General features: G+C 73.1%; 23 protein-coding genes. 14 read left to right on the top strand and 9 right to left on the bottom strand.

Features of this window, described 5'->3' with window-relative positions:
- Positions 1-167: 167 nt before the first annotated feature.
- The gene (locus tag ACWEJ6_RS07630) at positions 168-362 is read right to left on the bottom strand and encodes a hypothetical protein (RefSeq protein WP_452422172.1); all 195 of its coding nucleotides are present in this window, start codon (positions 360-362) and stop codon (positions 168-170) included.
- Between the two features lie 434 nt (positions 363-796).
- Between ACWEJ6_RS07630 and ACWEJ6_RS07625 the strand changes: the two genes are divergently transcribed.
- Genes ACWEJ6_RS07625 through ACWEJ6_RS07605 form a run of 5 tightly spaced genes read left to right on the top strand, consistent with a single transcriptional unit; the run spans position 797 to position 5516 of the window.
- Complete coding sequence (locus ACWEJ6_RS07625) at positions 797-1816, top strand: ABC transporter substrate-binding protein (RefSeq protein WP_452422170.1); 1020 nt, start codon at positions 797-799, stop codon at positions 1814-1816.
- Positions 1813-2649: an ABC transporter ATP-binding protein gene (locus tag ACWEJ6_RS07620; RefSeq protein WP_358292467.1), complete on the top strand. Its 837-nt coding sequence runs from the start codon at positions 1813-1815 to the stop codon at positions 2647-2649. The genes ACWEJ6_RS07625 and ACWEJ6_RS07620 overlap by 4 nt, the downstream gene beginning before the upstream one ends.
- A complete protein-coding gene (locus ACWEJ6_RS07615; RefSeq protein ID WP_452422168.1) occupies positions 2642-3643 on the top strand; it encodes an ABC transporter permease in 1002 nt (333 codons plus the stop codon). Before ACWEJ6_RS07620 ends, ACWEJ6_RS07615 begins: the two co-directional genes overlap by 8 nt.
- The gene (locus ACWEJ6_RS07610) at positions 3640-4992 is read left to right on the top strand and encodes an LLM class flavin-dependent oxidoreductase (protein WP_452422166.1); all 1353 of its coding nucleotides are present in this window, start codon (positions 3640-3642) and stop codon (positions 4990-4992) included. The genes ACWEJ6_RS07615 and ACWEJ6_RS07610 overlap by 4 nt, the downstream gene beginning before the upstream one ends.
- Positions 4989-5516, top strand: coding sequence for an NADPH-dependent FMN reductase (locus ACWEJ6_RS07605; protein ID WP_452422164.1), 528 nt, complete (start codon positions 4989-4991; stop codon positions 5514-5516). The genes ACWEJ6_RS07610 and ACWEJ6_RS07605 overlap by 4 nt, the downstream gene beginning before the upstream one ends.
- Before the next feature lie 105 nt (positions 5517-5621).
- Here the strand turns inward: ACWEJ6_RS07605 and ACWEJ6_RS07600 are convergent, their stop codons facing one another.
- From ACWEJ6_RS07600 to ACWEJ6_RS07590, 3 genes are all read right to left on the bottom strand, one after another.
- Entirely contained in the window at positions 5622-6416 is a 795-nt protein-coding gene (locus tag ACWEJ6_RS07600) for an SDR family oxidoreductase (RefSeq protein ID WP_387672954.1), read from the bottom strand.
- 42 nt (positions 6417-6458) lie between these two features.
- A complete protein-coding gene (locus tag ACWEJ6_RS07595) occupies positions 6459-8423 on the bottom strand; it encodes a glycosyl hydrolase family 28-related protein (RefSeq protein WP_452422162.1) in 1965 nt (654 codons plus the stop codon).
- Positions 8424-8599: 176 nt separating this feature from the next.
- Positions 8600-9379, bottom strand: a complete 780-nt coding sequence (locus ACWEJ6_RS07590) for a CPBP family intramembrane glutamic endopeptidase (protein WP_358292488.1) — start codon at positions 9377-9379, stop codon at positions 8600-8602.
- 117 nt (positions 9380-9496) lie between these two features.
- On the opposite strand from ACWEJ6_RS07590, the gene ACWEJ6_RS07585 reads away from it, so the two are divergent.
- Both ACWEJ6_RS07585 and ACWEJ6_RS07580 read left to right on the top strand, forming a co-directional pair.
- Complete coding sequence (locus ACWEJ6_RS07585; protein ID WP_452422160.1) at positions 9497-10492, top strand: NAD(P)H-binding protein; 996 nt, start codon at positions 9497-9499, stop codon at positions 10490-10492.
- 26 nt (positions 10493-10518) lie between these two features.
- Positions 10519-10905 (top strand): DoxX family protein, encoded by a 387-nt coding sequence (locus tag ACWEJ6_RS07580; RefSeq protein ID WP_452422158.1) that lies wholly within the window; start codon positions 10519-10521, stop codon positions 10903-10905.
- A gap of 4 nt (positions 10906-10909) precedes the next feature.
- Here ACWEJ6_RS07580 and ACWEJ6_RS07575 read toward each other — a convergent pair whose 3' ends face one another.
- The 4 genes from ACWEJ6_RS07575 to ACWEJ6_RS07560 all read right to left on the bottom strand — a co-directional run bounded on the left by ACWEJ6_RS07575 (position 10910) and on the right by ACWEJ6_RS07560 (position 15799).
- The gene (locus ACWEJ6_RS07575; protein ID WP_452422156.1) at positions 10910-11242 is read right to left on the bottom strand and encodes a putative quinol monooxygenase; all 333 of its coding nucleotides are present in this window, start codon (positions 11240-11242) and stop codon (positions 10910-10912) included.
- 242 nt (positions 11243-11484) lie between these two features.
- Positions 11485-12090, bottom strand: a complete 606-nt coding sequence (locus ACWEJ6_RS07570; protein ID WP_452422154.1) for a superoxide dismutase family protein — start codon at positions 12088-12090, stop codon at positions 11485-11487.
- Between the two features lie 98 nt (positions 12091-12188).
- A complete protein-coding gene (locus tag ACWEJ6_RS07565) occupies positions 12189-14372 on the bottom strand; it encodes a transglycosylase domain-containing protein (RefSeq protein ID WP_452422152.1) in 2184 nt (727 codons plus the stop codon).
- Between the two features lie 185 nt (positions 14373-14557).
- Entirely contained in the window at positions 14558-15799 is a 1242-nt protein-coding gene (locus ACWEJ6_RS07560; protein WP_387672983.1) for an SRPBCC family protein, read from the bottom strand.
- 143 nt (positions 15800-15942) lie between these two features.
- Between ACWEJ6_RS07560 and ACWEJ6_RS07555 the strand changes: the two genes are divergently transcribed.
- Positions 15943-16968 carry a DUF6221 family protein gene (locus ACWEJ6_RS07555; RefSeq protein ID WP_452422149.1) on the top strand — a complete coding sequence of 342 codons (1026 nt, stop codon included), beginning with the start codon at positions 15943-15945 and terminating at the stop codon, positions 16966-16968.
- Positions 16969-16987: 19 nt separating this feature from the next.
- On the opposite strand, the gene ACWEJ6_RS07550 is transcribed toward ACWEJ6_RS07555, so the two are convergent.
- Positions 16988-17467 carry a proteasome activator gene (locus ACWEJ6_RS07550; protein WP_452422147.1) on the bottom strand — a complete coding sequence of 160 codons (480 nt, stop codon included), beginning with the start codon at positions 17465-17467 and terminating at the stop codon, positions 16988-16990.
- Positions 17468-17582: 115 nt separating this feature from the next.
- On the opposite strand from ACWEJ6_RS07550, the gene ACWEJ6_RS07545 reads away from it, so the two are divergent.
- The 6 genes from ACWEJ6_RS07545 (at position 17583) to ACWEJ6_RS07520 (ending at position 21979) form a co-directional block, all read left to right on the top strand.
- Positions 17583-17945: a hypothetical protein gene (locus tag ACWEJ6_RS07545; protein WP_397192181.1), complete on the top strand. Its 363-nt coding sequence runs from the start codon at positions 17583-17585 to the stop codon at positions 17943-17945.
- Between the two features lie 78 nt (positions 17946-18023).
- Entirely contained in the window at positions 18024-18275 is a 252-nt protein-coding gene (locus ACWEJ6_RS07540; protein ID WP_352352674.1) for a hypothetical protein, read from the top strand.
- A gap of 115 nt (positions 18276-18390) precedes the next feature.
- Entirely contained in the window at positions 18391-18924 is a 534-nt protein-coding gene (locus ACWEJ6_RS07535; RefSeq protein ID WP_352324601.1) for a 2,4'-dihydroxyacetophenone dioxygenase family protein, read from the top strand.
- Between the two features lie 36 nt (positions 18925-18960).
- Positions 18961-20202, top strand: a complete 1242-nt coding sequence (locus ACWEJ6_RS07530; RefSeq protein WP_452422144.1) for an MFS transporter — start codon at positions 18961-18963, stop codon at positions 20200-20202.
- Positions 20199-21248, top strand: a complete 1050-nt coding sequence (locus tag ACWEJ6_RS07525) for a 2,3-butanediol dehydrogenase (protein ID WP_452422142.1) — start codon at positions 20199-20201, stop codon at positions 21246-21248. Before ACWEJ6_RS07530 ends, ACWEJ6_RS07525 begins: the two co-directional genes overlap by 4 nt.
- On the top strand, positions 21245-21979 hold the full coding sequence (locus tag ACWEJ6_RS07520; protein ID WP_364336828.1) for an SDR family NAD(P)-dependent oxidoreductase: 735 nt from the start codon (positions 21245-21247) through the stop codon (positions 21977-21979). Before ACWEJ6_RS07525 ends, ACWEJ6_RS07520 begins: the two co-directional genes overlap by 4 nt.
- Positions 21980-22014 lie beyond the last annotated feature (35 nt).

Below are 22014 nucleotides of genomic sequence, written 5' to 3'. Positions count from 1 at the left end.
GCGGGGAAGTCGCCTGGTGCGTGGCCGGTCAGGGGAAGGGCCGGGGGCGGCGTTCGCGCGGCGTGCGGCCGGTCAGGGGATGGGCCGGGGGGAGCCGTTCGCGTGGCGTGTGGCCGGTCAGGACGACCGGCCACCGCCGCGCCCTTACGTGGGGGCCGGTGCCGTGATCATCGGCCGCCGGGGCGGCGCGGCGCGGGCGTGCTGTTGTCGAACGCGGCGAACACCTCGTCCTCCGGCGCCGATTCGAGCAGTTCGAGCAGCTCCATGGCGATGACGGAGTTGCCGAGTTCCGCCGGCCGCGCGGGTGCGAGCACGGACAGGTCGACGAGGTCCTGGTGGTGGGTGACGATCCGCGGTGCCATGGCTGCTCCTTCATCGGCTCCGGCCTGCCCGTGGCGTTCCTGGTGCGAGGCGAAGTGCTCGACAGGCAGGTCTCACATTGACGGACTTTCGCCGGCCCGCCAATGCCCTTCCGGCCCACCGCCGTGCCGAACGGATGATCCGGCGTGCCGCAAGGCCGGGCAGTGCCTCGCTGACCAGGCGCGTCACGCCCGTCGTGCCGTCTGTGGAAAAGGCATTCCCATCCGGCATGGTCTCGGCTTTTCATGTATAGCCAGTAGGAAATGTTGACTTAGCGTCCGGGGTTCCGTAGCTTCGTACGCATGAGCCAGGGCCTCTACCTGACCCGGCGCCCGCACGTGGACCACGGCCACGTCGCCAGCGCGCAGTGTCGCTGATCACGCACCTCCGGCAGACCTCCCTACCCCCTGCGCAGTTCTCCCCAGAGGAACTCATCGTGATCAACATCAGACGTGCACTCCTCGCCGTGCTGCTCGCCACCGTGACCGTCGGCTGCGGCGCGGCCGAGGGCTCGGCGAAACCCGGCGAACCGGAGGTGAAGGAGCTCCGCTACCAGGGCAACGCGGGCACCGTCACCTTCCCCGAACTGGCCGCGGAGCTCGGCTACCTCGGCGACGTCAAGCTCAAGTGGGTGGGCAACACCACCTCGGGGCCGCAGGACATCCAGTCCGCGGCCACCGGCCAGACCGACTTCGGCGGCGCCTTCGACGGCGCCGTCATCAAGCTCAAGGCGGCCAAGGCCCCGATCAAGGCGGTGATCGGCTACTACGGCTCGGACGAGAAGTCGTTCAACGGCTACTACGTCAAGGACGACAGCCCCATCAGAACCGCCCGCGACCTCATCGGCAAGAAGATCGGCGTCAACACCCTCGGCGCCCACCACGAGGCCGTCATCAAGGAGTACCTCAAGCGTCAGGGGCTGACCCCGGCCGAGATCGAGCAGGTCCAGCTCGTGGTCATCCCGCCGGTCAACACCGAGCAGGCGCTGCGGCAGGGGCAGCTCGACGTCGGCACGCTCGGCGGCGTGCTCAAGGACAAGGCGCTCGAACGCGGCGGGCTGCGTCCGCTGTTCACCGACGTCGAGCTGTTCGGGCCGTTCACGGCCGGGTCCGTCGTGCTGCGCGAGGACTTCATCGCCAGGAACCCCGGCACCGTTCGGACCTTCGTCGCCGGTTTCGCCAAGGCCATCGCCTGGGCGCAGACCCGGCCGCGCGAGGAGGTCGTCGCCAAGTTCCAGCAGATCATCGCCAAGCGCGGGCGCAACGAGAGCACCGACGTCGTGAAGCTCTGGAAGAGCACCGGCATCGCGGGCAGGGGCGGCGTCATCGACAGCCGGGAGTTCCAGCGGTGGATCGACTGGCTCCAGCGCGAGGGCGAGATCCGTCCTGGCCAGGTCAAGGCCACCGACCTCTACACCAACGAGTTCAACCCCTACGCGAACGGGAGCGGCTCATGACCGCCACGATCAGCGAGACCGGCGTCCAGACCAAGATCGGCATCCGGAACGTCTCCAAGGAGTTCACGGTCAGGGACGCGGGCGAGCCGTTCACCGCCCTGTCCGGGATCGAGCTGGACGTCCGCGAAGGGGAGTTCCTCACGCTGGTCGGGCCCAGCGGCTGCGGCAAGTCCACCCTCCTCGACCTGGTCGCGGGCCTCACCGAGCCGACGTCGGGCCAGATCGTGGTCAACGGCGCACCCGTCACCGGGCCCGGCCTCGACCGGGGGATCGTCTTCCAGCAGTACGCGCTGTTCCCCTGGCGGACCGCGCTGGCCAACGTGGCCTTCGGGCTGGAGGCCAAGGGCGTGCCCAGGGCCGAGCGTACGGAACGGGCGCGGCGGCACCTGGAACTGGTCGGACTGTCCGGCTTCGAGGACCGCTACCCGCACGAACTGTCGGGCGGCATGCGCCAGCGCGTCGCCATCGCCCGCAGCCTGGCCTTCGACCCCGACGTCCTGCTGATGGACGAGCCGTTCGCCGCGCTCGACGCGCAGACCCGCGAGTCGCTCCAGGAGGAGCTGCTGCGCATCTGGCAGCACACCCGCAAGACCGTCGTGTTCATCACGCACGGCATCGACGAGGCCGTCTACCTGGGGCAACGCGTCGCCGTGATGACCTCCAGACCGGGCCGGATCAAGGAGATCATCGAGGTGGACTTCGACTCGCGCGAGGGCGACCTGCGGGCCGACCCGCGCTTCGGCGAGTACCGGCACCACGTGTGGGGGCTGCTGCGCGACGAGGTCGCCGCGGCGCAGGTGCAGGAGCGGAAGGCGGCGATCCGGCATGACTGACGCCCGCGCCGACGAACGGACGCGTCCCGAGGGCGACGTCCACTGGTACGACCTCCCCGACGACGACCCCGACCCCGCCACCCGGGACGAACCCGCCACCCGGGACGAACCCGCCGCTGTCCGGCCCACCGCTGTCCGGCCCACCGAGGGGGAGGACCGGAAGGCGGCGTCGGCCGGGACGAGCCGGAAGACGGCCCCGGCCGGGACGAGCCGGAAGGCGGCGACGTGGCGGCGGGCGGGCGGGCCGGCGCGGCGGGCGGTGCGGAACTCGGCCGCGATCCTGCTGCTCCTGGCCGCCTGGGAGGTGCTGCCCCGCCTCGGCGTGGTGGACCCCGTGTTCGTGCCCCCGTTGTCGGAGAGCCTGGCCGCCGGCGCGGACCTGCTGCTCACGGGCCGGCTCCCGGAGCACCTGGGGGCGTCGCTGGCGCGCTCGCTGTCCGGGTTCGGCCTGGCGATCGTGCTGGCCATCCCGCTCGGGCTGCTGATCGGCTGGTACAAGCCCGTCGCCGACTTCCTCACCCCGCTGCTGGAGGTGTTCCGCAACACCTCGGCGGTCGCGCTGCTGCCGGTCTTCACGCTCATCCTCGGCATCGGCGAGACGACGAAGGTGGCGTTCGTCCTGTACGCCTGCTCCTGGCCCATCCTGCTCAACACCGTCAGCGGCGTGAAGACCGTCGAACCCCTGCTGATCAAGTCGGCCCGGTCGATGGGCCTCGGCCCGGTGCGGCTGTTCCAGAAGGTGATCCTGCCGGCCGCCGTGCCCACCATCTTCACGGGGGTGCGCCTGGCGGGCGCGTACTCGATCCTCGTGCTGCTGTTCGCCGAGATGGTCGGCGCCAAGGCCGGGCTCGGGTACCTCATCCTCGACGCCCAGTCCAGCTTCCGCATCCCCGACATGTACGCCGGCATCATCACGATCTCCGTGGTCGGCCTGCTGTTCAACCTGCTCCTGATCGGCGTCGAGCGCCGCTTCTCCACCTGGAGGACCACGTGACGAGAAAGCTCCACCTGAACGCCTTCCTCATGGGCGTCGGCCATCACGAGGCCGCCTGGCGGCACCCCCGCACCGAGCCGAGCCGCCTGACCGACGTCCGCCACTACCAGGAGCTGGCCAGGATCGCCGAGCGCGGCAAGCTCGACTCGCTCTTCCTCGCCGACGGCGTGGCGCTGCAGGGCGACGTCCGGCACAACGCGCTCGGCGGGCTGGAGCCGCTCACGCTGCTGGCCGCGCTGGCCTCGGTGACCGACCACATCGGCCTGATCGCGACCGTCTCCACGACGTACAACGAGCCCTTCCACGTGGCGCGCAAGTTCGCCTCCCTCGACCACATCAGCGGCGGCCGGGCCGGCTGGAACATCGTCACCTCCGCCAGCGAGGCCGAGGCGCTCAACTTCGGCGTCGAACGCCCCACGCACGCCGCCCGCTACGCCAGGGCGGACGAGTTCCTGGAGGTCGTCGGCAAGCTCTGGGACAGCTGGGAGGACGACGCCATCCTGGGCGACCGCACCGGCGGTCGCTACGCCGACACCGGCAAGATCCATCCCGTCGAGCACATCGGCCGCCACTTCGCCGTCCGGGGGCCGTTGAACACCTCCCGTTCCCCGCAGGGCCGTCCGCTGCTGGTGCAGGCCGGGTCGTCGGAGGACGGCAAGGAGTTCGCCGCCCGGCACGCCGAGGCCGTCTTCACCGCCCAGCAGACCCTGGAGGAGGGCCAGGAGTTCTACAGCGACCTCAAGCGACGGGTGGCCGCCCACGGCAGGCAGCCCGGCGACGTGCTCGTCCTGCCCGGCGACGTGCTCGTCCTGCCCGGCATCTCGCCGATCATCGGCTCGACCGAACGGGAGGCGCTGCACCTGGAGAAGGAGCTCGAAGACCTGATCATCCCCGCCTACGGCCTGGCCCAGCTCTCCCACCTGACCGGCATCGAGCTGACCGAGGACGACCTCGACCGGCCGCTGCCGGACGTGGCCGTCGAGACCGAGGGCGCGCAGAGCCGGCGCAAGCTCGTCATCGACCTGGCCAGGCGGGAACGCCTGACGGTCAGGCAACTGCTCAACCGGCTGGCCGGCGGCCGCGGCCACCGCGTGGTCGCCGGGACGCCCGAGCAGATCGCCGACCAGCTCCAGGAGTGGTTCTTCACCGGGGCCGCCGACGGCTTCAACATCATGCCGCCGCTGCTCCCGTCGGGACTGTCCGACTTCGTGGACCACGTCGTGCCGGAGTTGCAGGTCAGGGGCCTGTTCCGGTACGAGTACGAGGGCCGTACCCTCCGCGACAACTACGGCCTGACCCGGCCCGTCTCCCGGTACGCCGCCGGGCTGGCGGCGGCGGTGGCCGGATGAGCGTCGTCGCGCTGGTCGGCAACCCCCGCGAGGGCTCCAGGACGCGGACCGTGGCCGTGGAGGCCGCCGAGGCCGTCGCGCGGCGGCTCGGCCTCCCGGGCGCGCACGACGTGATCGACCTGTCGGCGCTCGGGCCGCACCTGCTCGCCCCCGGGCCCGCGCCCGGCGTGGAGGTGGCGCTGGAGCTGGTCGCCGAGGCACGGGTGCTGGTGGTGGCCAGCCCCACCTACAAGGGCACGTACACCGGGCTGCTGAAGGCGTTCCTCGACCGGTTGCGGCCGGAGGCGCTGGCCGGGGTGGTGGCGTTGCCGCTGCTGGTCATGGGGGATCCGAAGCACGCGCTGGCGGTCGAGGTGCACCTGCGTCCGCTGCTGGTGGAGCTCGGCGCGACCGTGCCGACACCGGGGCTTGCGGTGCTGGAGTCGCGGCTGCCCGAGCTGGAGGAGCTGCTGGGGCGCTGGGCGGAGCGGGTCGCGCCGCAGGTGGCCGCGGCCCTCGCGGTCGGCCATCCGGCCACCGCCTGAACGACGGCGGGCCGCCTGAACGACGGCGGGCCGGCTGAAGGACCGCGGTGCCATTCGCCTGGGGGTGAGGGTGCCGCGTGGGAGCGGGCGGGCGGGGGTGCGGGGTCAACGCCAGTCGCCGGACTGGAGCGCCCCCGCCGCCTGCGGTCCCATCGTGACCAGGCCGCCGTCCACGAACACCGACGACCCGGTCATGTACGAGGCGGCCGGCGAGGCCAGGAAGGCGATGACCGCGGCGACCTCCCGGGCGTCGCCCGGCCGCGGGATCGGGTACCCCGGACGGCTCCCGGCCCGCGGCGGCCGGTCCTCCTGCCCGGTCATCGGGGTGGCGATCTCGCCGGGCGCGACCGTGTTGACCGTGATGCCGTGCGCGGCCAGCTCCAGCGCCAGCACCCGGCTGAGCAGCTTCAACCCGCCCTTGGCCGCGCAGTACGGCCCCGCCCCCACCCTCGGGTACTCCTCGTGCACGCTGGTGACGTTCACGATCCGGCCGCCGCGCCCCTCGGCGACCATCCGCCGCGCCGCCCGCTGCGCGCACAGGAACGGCCCGTCCAGGTCCACCGACAACACCGAACGCCAGCGCTCGTAGTCCATGTCGAGCAGCGGCTCCGACGACCCGGTGCCGGCGTTGTTGACCAGCACGCCGAGCCCGCCCAGATCCCCGGCCAGCTCGTCGACGACGTGCGCGGCGCGGACCGGGTCGGTCAGGTCGTGGCGGCGCACGGCCGCCGCCTTGCCCGCGTCCCGTACCAGCGCGGCGGTCTCCCGTGCGCCGTCCTCGTCCTCGTGGTAGGTGATCCCCACGTCGAACCCGTGCTCGGCCAGCAGCACGGCGGTGGCCCTGCCGATGCCGGAGTCGGCGCCCGTCACAATGGCGACCCGGTCGTAGGTGTCGGTCATGCCGTCCTCCTGCCCCGCACCCCGGCGCCTAACGCGGCCGTCTCACCAGGGGGCGGGGGCCGGTGGGGGGATCGCCGGAGGGCGGTCGTCGCAGGTGAGGGTGTTGGGCAGGAGCCAGGGGGCGAGCCAGCCGTCGTTGCCGCCGCCGTCCGTCAGCGTGAACTCCGAGCCGGACGGGGTGAAGTGGAAGGTGCCGCAGTTGTTCACGGGGACCGCGCCCACGTTGCGGGCGTCCACGTTCTCGAAGGCGGCCGAGCCGGCGGCGCGGGCGCTGAGCACCGAGGTGCCGGTGCCGTCCACCCGGACGTCCTTGAAGCGCAGGTTCGTGATGGAGTAGAGGTCCTTGACGGGCCAGTCGGCGACCAGCATGACGGCGTTGTAGGTGTTGTCCAGGTAGTGGTCGCCGGTCACCCGGATGTCGGCGTCGATGTTCCGCTCCAGGGCGTAGAACCAGATGGCGCCGAGGCCGATCTTCCAGTTCAGCTCGTACGTGCCGGCCCGCACGGTGGTGTTGCCGGTGATGTCCAGGCGGCCGGCGAACGGCTCGGCGCCGAAGCGGGAGCCGACCTGCAGGGCGCTGCCCTCGCGGACGGGGTCGGCGATCAGGTTGGCCGACACCGTGTTGTCCGTGCCGCCGTAGATCGCGATGCCGTTGGCCAGCACCGGCGTCTGGACCGTGTTGTGGTCGAAGGTGTTGCGCGCGTCCGCCGTGTGTTCCGACCACATGGCCAGGCCGTCGTCGCGGGAGTTGCGGACGAAGTTGTCCGACACGACCGTGCCGGTGACGCCGGTGTGCAGGTTGAGCCCGTCGGCGATCTGGTCGGCGATCACGTTGCCGGTGACGCGGGTGCCGCTCATCGGGCCGTCGAACCAGAGGCCGACCTTGGTGTGGTGGATGTGCAGGTCCTCGATCGTGGAGTCGCTCATCGCGCCGCCGACGCCGTTGACCTGGTCGGTGTCGACGCGCTCGCGGACGTCGCCCTCGATGGCGAACCCGGACAGGTGCACGTTGCGGCTGCCGCCGTCCGCGGCGTCCCTGCCGTAGAAGCCGACGCCGGTGTGGACGGACCCGTCGGGCGCCGGGGCGTCCAGGGTGACCTCGCGGCCCTTGATGATCGTGTACCAGCTTCCGGCGCCCGTGATCGTCACGTCGTCCACGATGATGTGCCGGTTGACCTGGTACGTGCCGGGCGGGACGTACACCTTCAGGTGGGCGCGCCTGGCGACGGCGACGGCCCGGTCGAAGGCGGCCGACGACTCGCGGCGCCCGGACGGGTCCGCGCCGAAGGCCAGCACGTTGGCCGAGACCGGCTCGATCCGCGGCGGGGCGACGAGCTCGGAGTCGAGCAGGTCGATGACCGTCCAGGCGGCTCCGGCGCTCGCCGTCAGCCGGATCCGGTCGCCCGCCCGGTACGTGCGCCCGAGCAGCAGGCGCTGCTCGTCGTAGAAGTGGCTGGGCCGGAACGGCTTGGCGATCGCCGGGGCCGGGGTGGTGGCGCTGGGCACGCAGGAGCACTCGGTGATCCACCAGTCCGGGTGCAGCAGGTCGGCGCCGGGGTCGTTGGTGAAGGGGTACTGGTTGTACAGCCAGGAGTACTGCGAGGTCAGCGTCATGGTGGCCCGGTGACGGCCGTTGACCGCGACGTCGAGCGGCGCGGTGATGCCGCCGCCCGTGGGCGCGTCGGGGATGCTGTAGCGGACCGTGATCGCGTTGGCCGCGGCCGGCAGGGTGAACTCGACGTGCCGGCCGGGCGTCAGCCGGACCGCCCGCCGTCCGGACGCCTCGGCGGGCAGCGTGTAGGCGGTGCGGTCGGGGCCGATGACCGTGCCGTCCGTCGAGGCGTTCTCGGCCTCCTGCTCGGCGAAGCCGACGCGCGCGCCCCGGCCGGCGACCAGGGCCGGGTCGAGGGCGGCCCTGGTGACCACGGGCCCATGTGCCGCCACGGCCTGCGCGGGGACGGCGAGCGAGGCGAGGGGGAGGCCGAGGGCCGCGGCGAGCACCGCCACGACCCTCCGGGATGTGCTCGTGCCTGACATCCGAAGCTCGATTCTCTCGGGGGGTGAGGTGACAGTAGGACCCCACGACCCCGCGACACAAGGCTCCTGCGAAGGAGTTTCGGAGCTTTGTTGTCGAGCTGCAAGTGTTTATCGGTTTCTTGCGACAGTCGTGCAAGTTGCTTGCGTCAGGGGAGCCAGCTCACCCGGCCGTGCAGGGCGGCGTACCCGACGAAGGCCACCACGTCGATCAGCGTGTGCGCGATCACCAGCGGCATCGCGCGCCCCCACCGCTGGTACAGCCGTCCGAACACCAGCCCCATGACCACGTTCCCGACGAACCCCCCGAACCCCTGATACAGGTGGTACGACCCCCGCAACACCGACGACACGGCCACCGCCCGCCACGGACCCCAGCCCGCCTGGTCCAGCCGGTGCAGCAGGTAGCCGCTGACCAGCACCTCCTCCAGCACACCGTTCTGCGCGGCGGCCAGCAGCAGCACCGGCACCCGCCACCACACCTCGGGCAACTGCCCCGGCACCACCGTCAGGTTGACGCCCAGCGCGTAGACCACCAGGTAGAAGGCCAGTCCCGTGCCGCCGATCGCGGCGGCGAGCAGCGCGCCGCGCAATGTGTCGCGGCCCGGCTCGCGCAGGTCCACCCCGATCGTCCGCAACGACTCGCCCGACCGCACCAGCAGGTACGCCACCAGCGCGACCGGCGCCACCGAGATCGCGATGTCCACGAGCTGCAAGGTCAAGTCCAGCCACGGCCGCCCGGGGGCCAGCGAGCCGACCAGCACGGCCTGCTGCCCCTTCAGCTCCTTGGGCGCGGTCAGCGAGCCGATCAGCCGGACCAGCGACAACACCGCGCTGGCGCCGAGCGAGACCGACAGCACGACGAGGATCTCGGCTCTGATGAGCCTGGGGCCGAGGGCCGGACCGGGTGCGAGTGACTGGGTGTGCATGGGCCGCAGAGTAGCCGCCCAGCGCTCCGATCCGGATAAAGCACCCCTTGTCGGCGGGTCCCGTGAATCGGCCCCAGCCGATGTCACACTTCCCGTCCCGGGTTCCTCTCAAAGGGCATGAACGACATGATTCTCGTCACCGGCGCCACCGGGACGTTCGGACGCCCGCTGGTCGAACTGCTCACCGCCCGAGGGGCCAAGGTACGCGCCGTCACCCGTTCGGCGGCCGGGGTGCGCCTGCCCGCCGGGGCCGAGGCCGTCGAGGGCGACCCGGCCCGCCCCGAGACCCTCGCCGGCCACCTGGACGGCGTCACCGCCGTCTTCCTGCACCCGCGCGCCATCGGCGACGGGGCGCCCGGCCTGCTCGCCCGTGCCGCCGAGCGCGGGGCGCGGCGGGTGGTGGCCCTGTCGGCGATGAACGTCGACGAGCCCCTGGACGAGCAGCCCTCCCGCTTCCGCGGCGACCGGAACAAGGAGGCCGAGGCCGCCGCCGTGGACAGCGGCCTGGAGTGGACCAGCCTGCGCGCCGCCTCCTTCGCCGGCAACGCCCTCCAGGCGTGGGCCCCGCAGATCCGGGCCGGGGACGTGGTCCGGTACGTGCACGCGGGCTTCCAGGAGGTGCCGATCGACGAGCGGGACCTGGTCGAGATCGCCGCCAGGACGCTGCTCGGCGGGTACGCCGGACGCCGGCTCGAACTGACCGGGCCCGAGTCGCTGACCCACGCCGCGATGGTGGCCGTGCTCGGCGAGGCGATCGGCCGGCCGCTGCGCTTCGAGGAGATCCCGCCGGAGGCCGCCGAGCGGCGTCTGGTCGCGGGCGGCCTGCCGGAGCCGTTCGTCCAGGCCCTGCTGGCGCGCTACGCCAGGTACGCCACGCGCCCCCAGCACCCGGTCACCGGGGACGCGGCCGCGGTGCTCGGCCGCCCGCCCCGCACCTTCGGCGCCTGGGCCGCCGCCCACGCCCCGGCCTTCGCCCGCCAGAACGACCGGGCCGACGACCGCTTGCCCGCCCAGCAGCCCGTGGACGACCGGGCCGAAGACCGCTCGCCCGCCCGGCAGCCTCAGGACGACCCGGCCGCGGGCCACGCGTCCGGGCTCCGGCCGCAGGGCTGACCAGCCGACACCGACCGGAGGATCCCGTGCCGCACTCCACCGCCTACGTCGTCACCGCGCTGGTGACGATCGCCTGCAACGCCTTCTCCGGGTTCGCCGCCATGACCCGGCTCGCCCCGGTGATGCGGTCGCTCGGCCCCGCGCTCGACCGGACCGGGGTGCCGCGGTCGTGGCTGGTCTGGCCGATCGGCACGCTGAAGGCGGCCGGCGCGGCCGGGCTGACACTCGGCCTGCTGGGCGTGCCCCTGGCCGGGACGGCGGCCGCGGCCGGGCTCGTCCTCTACTTCGTCTGCGCCCTCTACACGCACCTGCGCGTGGCCGACCGCTCGCCGCAGTTCTACCTGGCGATCGCGTTCCTCGCGCTGGCGGTCGCCACCCTGGCGCTGGATCCGGCGCTGGTGCTGCGGCCCTGAGCGGTCAGCCGCGCTCGGGGACGGCCATCTCGCCGAGCAGCGACCAGTCGTCCTGCGGGACGTTCGCGTTGACGATGCGCGGCGTCTCGGCCAGGTAGCCGGGCAGCACCTGCTGGGCCTGCTTGAAGTGCGCCGACCTCACGTGCGCCGCCCCGGCGGCGTCGTCGCGGAAGGCCTCGACGAGGACGTACTCGGCCGGGTCGTCGAGGCTGCGCGACCAGTCGAACCACAGGCAGCCCGGCTCGGCGCGGGTGGCCTCGGTGAACTCGGCCGAGATCTCCGGCCAGCGGCCGGCGTGCTCCGGCAGGACGCGGAACTTCGCGGTGATGAAGATCATGACGGGAACTCCCCGAGGTCGGCGGCGTTACGGCACGAGACTAGCCGCACACCGCCGCCCGGCCACGGCGGGCCTCACACGCGTCGCGTCGCCGCCCGGCTACGGCGGGCCTCACGTGGGTGGGCGCTCGGTCACTGCCCGGTCACGGCGGGTCTCACGCGCGTCGCGTCGCCGCCCGGCCACGGTGGGTCTCACGCGTGTCGCGTCGCCGCCCGGCCAGGGCGGGTCTCACGCGTGTCGCGTCACCTGATCACGCCGCAGGCGGTGCGGCCGCCCGCGTCACCGGTCCTGTGGGTGGCCTCGTCGGGGCCGTCCGGGGCGTAGCGGGTGGGGATGTTGGCCAGGTTGTCGGGGAGCGCGTGCACGATGACCGCGCTGCCGTCGGCGTCGGTCAGCTCGCGCAGGCCGAACCGGTCGGTGACGACCGACGCGGCGCCCGTCCCGTCCTTGCCGACCAGCAGCGGCGGCAGATCGCCCGAGTGCCCGGCGTGGACGGCGCCGGCCAGGTCGAGGTGGCCGCCGGCGGTGAAGAAGGGGGAGACCTGGCCGGTCGCCGGATCGACGGCCTTCGGGTCGCACAGGCCCGTCGTGTGGATGTGGAAGCCGTGGAAGCCGGGCGTCAGGCCCTTGACCGAGACCGAGACGCGCGCCGTCCCGAACCCCTCGCGCAGGATGCTGAGCCGCCCGACCGCGACGCCGTTCGTGTCGCGGATGACCACGGGCCGCGGGTCACCCGGGCGTGCGGCGGTGGCGTCGGCCACCGCGCTCACGCCGATGGCGGCGACCCCGGCGGCGAGCGCGAGGCAGAGCGCCAGATGTGTCCGGCCGAACGTCCGAGCCTTGGGCATGGCGGAACCGTCCCTCGTGAGGCGGAGATGTGCGGACTCATCGAGGGTACGGTCGCGCCGCGCCGCCTGTCGTATAGCTCTTGAGTCACTCGTCGGGGTTATGGACCGGGAACCACGGGGGTCCTCCCCGCGCCCTGGTCGTCGAGGTCCGGCTCCCCGAGGCCGGGCTCGCCCGCGTCGGGACGGTCCGCGTCCCGGTCGGGACGGGCGGGCGCGCAGGCGTCGCCGCAGCCGCCGAAGCGCCCGGTGTCGATCGGCGTGAACCGCGTGGCCGGCACGCCCTTCAGCGCCGCCCTCATCGTGTCGTTCCAGATCGGCCCCGGCAGCGAGGCCCCGGCCACGATGGGGAAGTGCCGGCCGCCGATCGTGGTGTTCACCAGCTTGTACCGCTGCGAGCCGCGCGGGTCGCCGATGCTGACCGCGCCCGCCAGGTCCGGGGTGAACCCGGCGAACCACGCCGTGGCGTACCCGTCGGTGGTGCCGGTCTTGCCCGCCGCCGGGCGGCCGATGCCGCCGACGCGGCTCATCGTGCCCTTGGTGAACACGCCCGACAGGATGTGCGCGGTCGCGTCGGCGACGCCCGGATCGAGCGCCTGCCGGCACGACGGCCGGTACGAGGCCGGCCGGCCGGTGGCGGCATCGGTGATCTTGGTGATGGCCATCGGCGCGCAGTATCTGCCCCGGGCGGCGATGGCGGCGTACGCGGTGGCCACCGTCACCGGGTCGGTCTCGTTGATGCCGAGCGTGAACGTCTCGTACTCCTGCAGCTTGCGGCCGTCGGCGCGGGCGATGCCGAGCGACTTGGCCGTCTCCACCGTCCGGCACAGCCCCACCCGCTGCTCCAGCGCCATGAAGAAGGTGTTCACCGAGCCCCACGTGCCGGTCCGCAGCGTCTTGAAACCGGGGGAGCCCTCGTCGTTGGTGACCGTCCAGGACGGGTCGCCGACGCCGGCGCCGGCGCAGTTCTTGAAGGCGGCCGTGGAGGGGGCTTTGTAGCCGTTGCCCACGGTGATGCCGTCGTCCACCTTCATGCCCTGCTTGAGCGCCTCGACCAGGGTGAACGTCTTGAACGTCGAGCCCGCCTGGAAGCCGATCAGCCCGCCGTGCCGCGCGTCGGCCACCGCGTTGAAGGAGATCTGCTTCTTCCTGGCCGAGGAGCCGTAGCCGCGGCTGGCGGCCATGGCCCTGATCGCGCCGGTGCCGGGCTCGACCAGCGCCTCGGCGGCCAGGGCGTGGTCGGTGGCGTCGACGTGCTTCCTGATCGCCCGGTCGGCGGCGGCCTGGGCCTTCGGGTCGAGCGTGGTGTAGATCTTCAGGCCGCCCTGCGCGAAGGCGCGTTCCCTGGCCCGCCGCGTGCCGCCGAAGGCCGGGTTGGCCAGCAGCTCGTGCCGGACGTACTCGCAGAAGTACGGATAGTCGCTGTCACCGCAGCCGTTGGGCAGCCGGACGTCCTTGAACCCCAGCTTCCTCGCCTTGGCCGCGGCCGCCTGCTCCGGCGTGATCCTGCCCAGCTCGGCCATCCGGTCGAGCACCACGTTGCGCCGGGCCAGCAGCAGCGCGCGGGCCTTCCTGCCGCGGCTCGGGTCGGTCGTGTTCGGGTCCTGCACGGCGCCCGCCAGCGTGGCGGCCTGGGCCAGGTCCAGCCGGGACGCCGGGACGCCGAAGAACCGCCGGGCCGCGGCCTGCACGCCGTTGGCCCCCGCGCCGAAGTAGGCGATGTTGAGGTAGCGGCGCAGGATCTCGTCCTTGCCGTACTTCTGCTCGACGCCCATCGCGTAGCGCAGCTCCTTGAGCTTGCGGGCGTAGCTGGCCTCCAGGGCCTTGTTCTTGTCCTGCTCGGTGCCGGCCGCGTTGAGCAGCACCTGCTTGACGTACTGCTGGGTGATGCTGGAACCGCCCTGGCTGAGCCGGTCGGAGCTGAGGTTCTTGACCAGGGCGCGCAGCGTGCCCTCCAGGTCGATCGCGCCGTGCTGGTAGAACCGGTCGTCCTCGATGGCGACGACCGCCGTCCGCATCACCTCGGAGATCTGGTCCAGGCGGACGATCTCGCGGTTCTGGTCGTAGAAGCGGGCGATCACGTTGCCGCGGGCGTCGTACACGGTGGAGGTCTGCGCCAGAGGCGGCTCGGCCAGCGCCACCGGCTTGAGGTTCAGCTGCTCGGTGGCGGAGACGACCAGCGTGCCGGTGCCGCCGACGGCGGGCAGCGTGATCGCGGCCGTCAGCAACCCGGCCGACATCGCCGCGACCGTGAGCCGACCGACGTTCGACAGGCGATTGGGCATGCGGGAGCACCTCCGGGCGGGAACAGGAGCAAGCCCGGACATGACAGCACAGGACGAAAGGCGGCGTCCAAGACCGATATCGGCCATCCGGTGATATCGGGATCGATATCACGCCAGCGTACGGGCCACGCGCGAACCCCCGTCGCGCGTGGCCGTCCGCCGGCCGGAGAGCGGCCGGAGAGCGGTCAGAGCAGGGACGGCGCGGCCGGCTGCACCTGGTTCTCGACGTGCTCCTTCAGCCGGATCAGATCCTGCCGCAGCTTGCGCGCGGGATGCGCGCCGAGCAGCCCGGCGATGGCGTGCCCGGCCGCCCCCGCGATGGGGTTGTAGCACAGGTGCACCTGGACGCGCGTCCGGCCGTCGGCCTGGGCGTCCACGCGCAGCACGCCGGTGTGGGCGATGAGCTCGCCGTCGCCGGACTTCCAGGCGATCTCCGCGCCCTCCTCGCGCTTGGTCTCGGTGGCCGTGAAGCGGATGCGCGTCCCGGCCGGGCCCCTGATCACCCAGTGGGAGCGCAGCTCGTCGGCCGACAGCCGGACCTCCTCGACGTCCGGCATGAAGCGCGGGAACAGCGAGTAGTCGCTCACCAGCGGCCACACGGCCGCCACCGGCGCCGCGATCGAGACGGCCGCGTTGACATCGATCGCCTCGCGACCGGCGTTGACGCCGGTGAGGCGGCGCAGCGGCAGGTTCGTCGCCGCCCGCACGGCCAGCGCGGAGGCGGCGCAGCGGGTCAGCCAGGACAGCGGCCTCGGCAGCTTGCCGGTGACCGCCCAGATCGAGGCCGCCGCCCCGCCCGCGACCAGCCTGGCCGAGGGCGACCAGCGCTGCTGCAGCAGCTCCGGCACCGCCTTGCGGCGGCGGCCCTGGCCCTGCAGCCGGGGCGCGTCGGTGCCGTCCCTGTGCACGTGCCAGTTGGTCTCCACCCGCTTGACGCCCGGGATGCGGCGCACCTTCTGGCGGGCGCGCTCGTCCTCGCCCGCGAGCACGTCGCCGGAGAGCGTCACGACGCGCTCGCGCACGTCGACCTCGACGGCGTGCGGGTGGCTGATGTGGCGGCCCAGTTCGGCGCGTACGCGTTCGTGCAGGACGCGGTCGTCGGCGGTGCCGCCGGTCAGGCGGTACCTGGCCGCCGCGGCCGACCCGCGTCCCCTGTTGGACAGGTCGCGGCCGAGCACGCCCAGGCCGTCGCGCACCTCGTGGGTGGCGTGCGAGCCCTTGTCCCGCACGCGGGCGCGGCGCGTCCGGCCCCGGTCCGGATCCAGCAGGTACGTCACCGCGGCCCCGGCGCAGGCGCCGAGCACGGCCGCGACGAACGGGTGCGACCGTCCTCGCGACTCCGTGTGCACGATCTGGATGCGCCGCGGAGCCGGTTGCCGCGATTCCCCGTTGAAGGAGCTGATGCCCCGAAAAGCAGTCGTGCGCATGACCACAATCCCCCTCGCTCGCACTTCCCGCTGGCCGTGGCCTACCCCGCAGGTCACAGCGCTAACGGAGGGCGGTCCGGAGGCGTTGGTCGCCCGCGATACCGGGCAGAAAGCACGATAGGGGATTTAAGGGGAGTTCTGCCATGAAGAGCACGGCTCGCACCGCGACGCAGGCGTTCTGGATCGACGCCGGGCACGGCGGGACGCAGGAGCACTACGGCGAACAGCTACGCAGGTGGCGGCACGCGTTCGCGGCCACGGGCGGGGAGCCGGGCGCGAGCGGCGTCACGCTGGACCCGCTGCACTTCGCGCTGGCCGCCTGGGAGGTCGCCACCCGGCCGGTCGCCGACTCGCCGTACGTGCGCACCCACCCCCGGGTCCTGGACGCGGCCTGCCACCGGGCCGAGGACGGCCGCGACCCGCTGGCCGTGGTCGAGCTCGCCGCGCCGCCGCCCGTCCCGCTGCCGGACGGCTGGTCGAGCTGGCGGCACCAGGGCGAGCAGCCGTACGCGGCCGGCGCGGAGGGCACGCCGACCGCCCTGAGCACGCTGGAGCTGCGCATCCCCCTGTCCGGCGACCGGCTGCCGACGCCCACCCGGCCGCGCGCCGAGGGCCTGCCCAACCTGGACGACGCCCAGGCGTCGCTGGAGGCGTTCGTCGCCGAGCTGAACGCGGCGGTCACCCCGTTCCTGCGCGAGCTGGAGGGCGCCGAGGGCGCCCCCGAGACCGACGGCGCCACGCTGGTCCAGTGGCTGCGCACGCAGATCGAGGCCGACAAGGCCACCGCGGAGGCGGCCGGCGCCGGGCCCTGGCGCTACCTCACGGCCGCCGGCCCGGCCACCGCCCCGGTACGCCAGGGCGCGGGCGGCGCGCGGCGGCTGGAGTTCGGCGGCGGGCGGACGGTCACCCGCGTCGGCTTCCACGACGACGACCTGCTCCACCCGGTCGAGGCGATCCACATCGCCCTGCACGACCCGGCCGACGCGATCGCCCGCTGCGGCGCCGAACTGGCGTTGCTGAACGAGCACACCCCGCCGCTGTCGGCCGGGGACGCTCTCTGCCCGGTGTGCGGCGAGGCCGCCGGCTCTCCCTGCCAGACGCTGCGCCACCTGGCCTACGGCTACCGCCTGCGCCCCGGCTGGCGGCCCGAATGGAGCCCGTCCCGCTGACGGCTCCCGGCTCCGGTGTCTACATGTAGTTGCCGTCGCCCTGGGCGCGGACGCCGTCGGGGCGGGGCAGGGCGCGGCCGGCGTGCAGGCCGAGCTGCTGCTGGCGGGCGGCGGCCTGCTGGAGCTGGAGCCCGGCCTGGATGCCCTGGAAGACGCCCTCCAGCCAGCCCACGAGCTGCCCCTGCATGACCCGGATCTCCATCTCCGTCGGCGTCCCGCCGTCCGGGGTGGGCCGCAGGCGCTCCAGCTCGTCGCGCAGCTCGGGCGCGACCGCACCGGCGACCTCCCGGATGGCCTGCTCGTAGATGCGGTGCATGCGCTCCCTGGCGCGCTCCTCCAGGTGCACCCCCTTGGCCTCCTCCAGCAGGCTGCGGGCCATCGCGCTCACGCGGAGCAGCCGGGCGGGCTCCTCGACGCTCTCGATGTCCGTCCTCACGGCATCGCGCAGGGTGTGCTCGCGCTGCTCGTCCCCCGATGCTGGATGCGGCGTCGTCGTCATGTCCTCAGTCCTCGTTCACGCAGGTGAGCGGCTCGCTACCGCCAGCAACAGCTCTTCCCGGTGCCCCGCCGTTCACTCGTGGGAGCGGCCGGAATCCTGGGTAGGGGTCACCCTCATGAACCGGCGAGACGACGATCCCGAGGACGAGTTCTTCGCTCCGGTGCTGCGCGAGCCGCCGCCCCCGGACGAGATCAGCCGCTCAGGCGTGGTGAGCGACACCGGCGTGCCCGGCGTGCACGGCGGCGGCGAGGGGGACTGGCCGCGCAAGCCGCCGCCGTCGAACGCGCTCGGCCTGCGCCTGCTGGCCGCCGCGCTGCTGCTGCTCGCCGGGGTCGTGCTGGCGGTGCTCGCGGTGCTGGCCGGACGGCTGCCGCTGGCGCTGCCGCCGGCGATCCTGGCGGTGGCCGCCGCCGCGTACCTGGTGGTGTTCGCGCGGCGGCGCGCGCGCGACGACGGCGGCCCGCCCACCTTCGGCTAGCGCGACGCCGGGGCGACCACCTGGGGTTTCGGTCCTTCTGTGGGGGTAAACGCCCGCTGAGGGGAAGAAGGAGCCGAGATGTCTCTCATCGACCGTGACTGTGTCCGCAGGCTGCTGGAGTCGGAGCACGCCGACGCGACGCTCGTGTTCGTCCGGGGCGACTGCGTCGTGCTGCGGGCCGCGGAGATCGACGACGCCCACCGGGGGCTGGTGATAGCCAGCCGCGAGGACGTCATGGCCCAGCTCCCCGACGGCGCCGCGACGGACGGGCAGGCCCTCGACGACCTCGCCGTGCGGCTGGACAACGTGGTGCGCGACCTCGGCGCCTGACGCGGGCGCGGCCGCATGTCCTGAATCTGCAAGCCGCCACGTCCACCTGGGGAAAGACGGTGTCGGCCCGGCCGGGATTCACTGCCGGGAACACGACACGAAAGGGGCCGTTCAGATGCCCGACAACCCCACCGGCGAGTTCTGGAAGGACCTGCGGCCGATCGAGAACTCCTTCCGGCCGGACGCGCTGCCCGAGGTGTACCTGTCCAAGGTGGCCACCGACGACGACCGGTACTACGTGCCGTTCACCGAGACCGTCGGCTCCCGGCCGCTGTGGATCAACGTCAAGGACAACAGCTGGGCCGACATCCTGCGGGCCAAGGAGGCCGGGCTGGTCAACCGGCACTACCACCCGCACGAGGTGTTCGCGTACACGATCTCCGGCAAGTGGGGCTACCTGGAACGCCCCTGGACGGCCACCGCGGGCGACTTCGTCTACGAGGCCCCGGGCGAGGGCCACACGCTGGTCGCCTACGACAGCGGCGAGCCGATGAAGACGTTCTTCATCGTCAAGGGCCCGCTGGTCTGGCTGGACGAGAACGGCGACCCCGACGGCTTCTTCGACGTGCACGACTACATCAAGATGTGCCGCGAGCACTACGAGAAGGTCGGCATCGGCGCCGACTACGTCAACTCCCTGTTCCGCTGATCGCCGCCCCGCCGCATCCCCCGAAATGAGAGCGTCATGACCGACCTCGCGGCCGCGCCGGACACCAGGGCCGCCGACCGGTACGAGAACCGCCTTCTCGTCATCCTCTTCCTGTCCTTCGGCTTCGTCTTCTTCGACCGGCAGGCGCTGTCGTTCCTGGCGCCCTACATGGACCAGGACTTCGGCCTGTCCAACGCCGAGCTGGGCACGCTGTCCGGCGTGCTCGCGCTCACCTGGGCGCTGGCCGGGATGTTCGCCGGCCGCCTGTCCGACGCGCTCGGCAGGCGCAAGCCCATCCTGGTCGTGGCCGTGGTGCTGTTCTCGCTGTTCTCGGCCTCGTCCGGGCTGATGGGCGGGTTCGCCGGGCTGCTGGCCGCCCGCGCGCTGATGGGCACGGCCGAGGGCGCCGTGCTGCCGATGGCGCAGTCGCTCATGGTCGAGGCCAGCCGGGAACGCCGCAGGGGCTTCAACATGGGCCTGTTGCAGGGCTCGTCGGCCGGGCTGCTCGGCGGCATCCTCGCGCCGCTGGTCGTGGTGTGGATCGCCGAGACCTACGACTGGCGGGTCGCCTTCTACGTCACGATCGTGCCGGGCCTGGTGATGGCGCTGCTGATCGCCAAGTTCGTCCGCGAGCGGTCGCCGCGGGCGGCGGCCGAGGCGCCCGCCAAGGAGCCGCGGGTGCCGCTGGGCGAGGTGCTGAAGCTGCGCAACATCGTCGTCTGCATGCTCATCGCCTGCTGCTACCTGACCTGGTTCGTCACCATCATCACCTTCACGCCGACGTACCTGACCCAGGTGAAGGGCTTCGGGCCGGGCACGATGAGCGGCGTCATGACGTGCCTGGGCGTGGCCTGGGTGCTCTGGGGCTTCGCCACCCCGGCCATCTCCGACCGGCTGGGACGCAAGCCCGCGCTGATCGGCTTCACCGCGCTCGCGGTGTTCTGCCCGCTGGCCGTGGTCTACGTCGAGAGCCCCGTGCTGCTCGGCGCGATCATGATCGTCACCTACACCGGGCTCGGCTGCTTCACGCTGTTCATGGCCACCATCCCGGCCGAGACCGTGCCGCGCGGCGCGCTGGCCACCGCGCTCGGCGTGATCATGGGCGTGGGCGAGCTGGCGGGCGGCTTCCTGGGCCCGATGGTCGCCGGTTGGGCGTCCGACCAGTGGGGGTTGCAGGCCGCGATGTTCATCGCCGCCGGCGGCGCGCTGGTCGTGGTGGGGCTCGCCTTCGCCCTGAAGGAGACGGCCCCCGCGGTGCTGCGCAGGGCGGCCGCGTGAGGGCCGCGGTCTGGCACGGGGCCAAGGACGTGCGGGTCGAGGACGTCCCCGTGCGCGAGCCCGGCCCCGGTGAGGCGGCGATCGCGGTGGCGTACTGCGGGATCTGCGGCAGCGACCTGCACGAGTACGCCGACGGCCCGCACGCGATCCCCGTGGGCGAGCCGCATCCGGAGTCCGGCGTGCGCGCGCCGATCGTCCTCGGCCACGAGTTCTGCGGCACGGTCACCGGCCTCGGCGCGGGCGTGACCGGCCTGGCCGTGGGCGACCGGGTCGCGGTGGAGCCGCACTACCGGTGCGGGAACTGCCCGCGCTGCCTGGCGGGGGAGTACAACATCTGCCGTCATTTCGGGTTCGCCGGGCTGATGGGGCACGGCGGGCTCGCCGAACGGGCGACGGTGCCCGCGTACATGCTGCACCGGCTGCCCGAGTCGGTGCCGCTGGAGCAGGCGGCGGTGTTCGAGCCCGCGGCCGTGGCCCTGCACGCGGTGCGGCGGGCCGGGATCCGCGCCGGCGACACCGTCGCGGTCCTCGGGCTCGGCCCGATCGGGCTGCTCGTGGCCCGCTTCGCGGCGCGGGCCGGCGCGGGCCGCGTGGTGGCCGCCGACCGCTCGCCCGCCCGCCTGGAGCTGGCCCGCCGTCTCGGCGTCGAGACGGCGACGGGCGACGGGCTGGCCGAGACGGTCGGCGGGGAGGGCGCGGACGTCGTCTTCGAGGCCGTCGGCTCGGAGGGCACGCTGCGCGCCTGCCTGGCCGCCACCAGACGCGGCGGCCGGGTGGTGTTCCTCGGGCTGACCGGCACGGTCTCCCTCGACGCCTTCGCCCTGGTCAACAACGAGCAGACGATCGTGACCAGCGTCGGCTACCGCGACGCCTATCCCGAGCTGATCCGCATGGTCGCCGAGGAGGGCGTGGACCTGGCCGCGATCGTCACCGCGACCATCCCGCTGGAGCACGTGGTCCGCGACGGGTTCGAGGCGCTGCTGCGCGGCGAGGACCAGGTCAAGGTGCTGGTACGACCCGCTCAGGACGAGGGGCGGCTCCGGTGACCGACGGACTCGCCCCAGGGCTGTTCGCCGGGCGGCACGCGTTCGTGACCGGCGGCACCTCCGGCATCGGCGCGGCGACCGCCGTGCTCCTCGCCGAGCTGGGCGCCGCCGTGACCGCGCTCGGCCTGCCGCCCGCCGACCCGGCCGAGCTGCCCGCGCACCCGCTGGTCCGGGTGGTGGAGCACGACGTGCTCGACCGGGGCGGCCTGGCCCGCCTGCTGTCGGCCGGCGACCCGCTCGACGCGCTGGTCAACTGCGCGGGCGTCAGCCACGACCGCGAGGAGTACGACCTGGCCCGCTGGCAGCGCGTCATCGAGGTCAACCTGACCGCCACCATGGTCGCCTGCCAGGCCGCCCGCCCGGCGCTGGCCGAGCACGGCGGCGCGATCGTGAACGTCTCCTCCATGTTCGCCTTCTCCGGCAGCAGGGACCGGCCCGCCTACAGCGCCAGCAAGGGCGGCGTCTCCCAGCTCACGAAGTCGCTGGCGGCCGAGTACGCCGCCGACGGCATCAGGGTCAACGCCGTCGCCCCCGGCTTCGTGGTCACCCCGCTGGCCCGGGGCGTGCTCGACGACCCGCCGGCCCTGGCCCAGGTGCTGGCCCGCATCCCCGGCGGGCGGCTGGGCAGGCCGCGCGAGGTCGCCTCGGTGGTGGCGTTCCTGTGCTCGCCGGCCGCGTCGTACGTCACCGGGGCGGTCGTCCCCGTGGACGGAGGCTATCTGGCTGTGTGACATCTCACCTAAGCTGTGTGTCCCCTGACCGGCAC

This window comes from Nonomuraea sp. NPDC004702 (assembly GCF_053601695.1).
This window is presented reverse-complemented; position numbering and strand designations above follow the sequence as displayed.

What these genes read in the sequence shown, in the direction of transcription:
- ACWEJ6_RS07560 (WP_387672983.1), bottom strand. Translation starts at nt 15,799, where the DNA reads ATGCGCACGACTGCTTTTCGGGGCATCAGCTCCTTCAACGGGGAATCG.
- ACWEJ6_RS07585 (WP_452422160.1), top strand. Translation starts at nt 9,497, where the DNA reads ATGAACGACATGATTCTCGTCACCGGCGCCACCGGGACGTTCGGACGC.
- ACWEJ6_RS07535 (WP_352324601.1), top strand. Translation starts at nt 18,391, where the DNA reads ATGCCCGACAACCCCACCGGCGAGTTCTGGAAGGACCTGCGGCCGATC.
- ACWEJ6_RS07540 (WP_352352674.1), top strand. Translation starts at nt 18,024, where the DNA reads ATGTCTCTCATCGACCGTGACTGTGTCCGCAGGCTGCTGGAGTCGGAG.
- ACWEJ6_RS07630 (WP_452422172.1), bottom strand. Translation starts at nt 362, where the DNA reads ATGGCACCGCGGATCGTCACCCACCACCAGGACCTCGTCGACCTGTCC.
- ACWEJ6_RS07555 (WP_452422149.1), top strand. Translation starts at nt 15,943, where the DNA reads ATGAAGAGCACGGCTCGCACCGCGACGCAGGCGTTCTGGATCGACGCC.
- ACWEJ6_RS07570 (WP_452422154.1), bottom strand. Translation starts at nt 12,090, where the DNA reads ATGCCCAAGGCTCGGACGTTCGGCCGGACACATCTGGCGCTCTGCCTC.
- ACWEJ6_RS07590 (WP_358292488.1), bottom strand. Translation starts at nt 9,379, where the DNA reads ATGCACACCCAGTCACTCGCACCCGGTCCGGCCCTCGGCCCCAGGCTC.
- ACWEJ6_RS07600 (WP_387672954.1), bottom strand. Translation starts at nt 6,416, where the DNA reads ATGACCGACACCTACGACCGGGTCGCCATTGTGACGGGCGCCGACTCC.
- ACWEJ6_RS07620 (WP_358292467.1), top strand. Translation starts at nt 1,813, where the DNA reads ATGACCGCCACGATCAGCGAGACCGGCGTCCAGACCAAGATCGGCATC.
- ACWEJ6_RS07605 (WP_452422164.1), top strand. Translation starts at nt 4,989, where the DNA reads ATGAGCGTCGTCGCGCTGGTCGGCAACCCCCGCGAGGGCTCCAGGACG.
- ACWEJ6_RS07565 (WP_452422152.1), bottom strand. Translation starts at nt 14,372, where the DNA reads ATGCCCAATCGCCTGTCGAACGTCGGTCGGCTCACGGTCGCGGCGATG.
- ACWEJ6_RS07545 (WP_397192181.1), top strand. Translation starts at nt 17,583, where the DNA reads ATGAACCGGCGAGACGACGATCCCGAGGACGAGTTCTTCGCTCCGGTG.
- ACWEJ6_RS07530 (WP_452422144.1), top strand. Translation starts at nt 18,961, where the DNA reads ATGACCGACCTCGCGGCCGCGCCGGACACCAGGGCCGCCGACCGGTAC.
- ACWEJ6_RS07615 (WP_452422168.1), top strand. Translation starts at nt 2,642, where the DNA reads ATGACTGACGCCCGCGCCGACGAACGGACGCGTCCCGAGGGCGACGTC.
- ACWEJ6_RS07575 (WP_452422156.1), bottom strand. Translation starts at nt 11,242, where the DNA reads ATGATCTTCATCACCGCGAAGTTCCGCGTCCTGCCGGAGCACGCCGGC.
- ACWEJ6_RS07550 (WP_452422147.1), bottom strand. Translation starts at nt 17,467, where the DNA reads ATGACGACGACGCCGCATCCAGCATCGGGGGACGAGCAGCGCGAGCAC.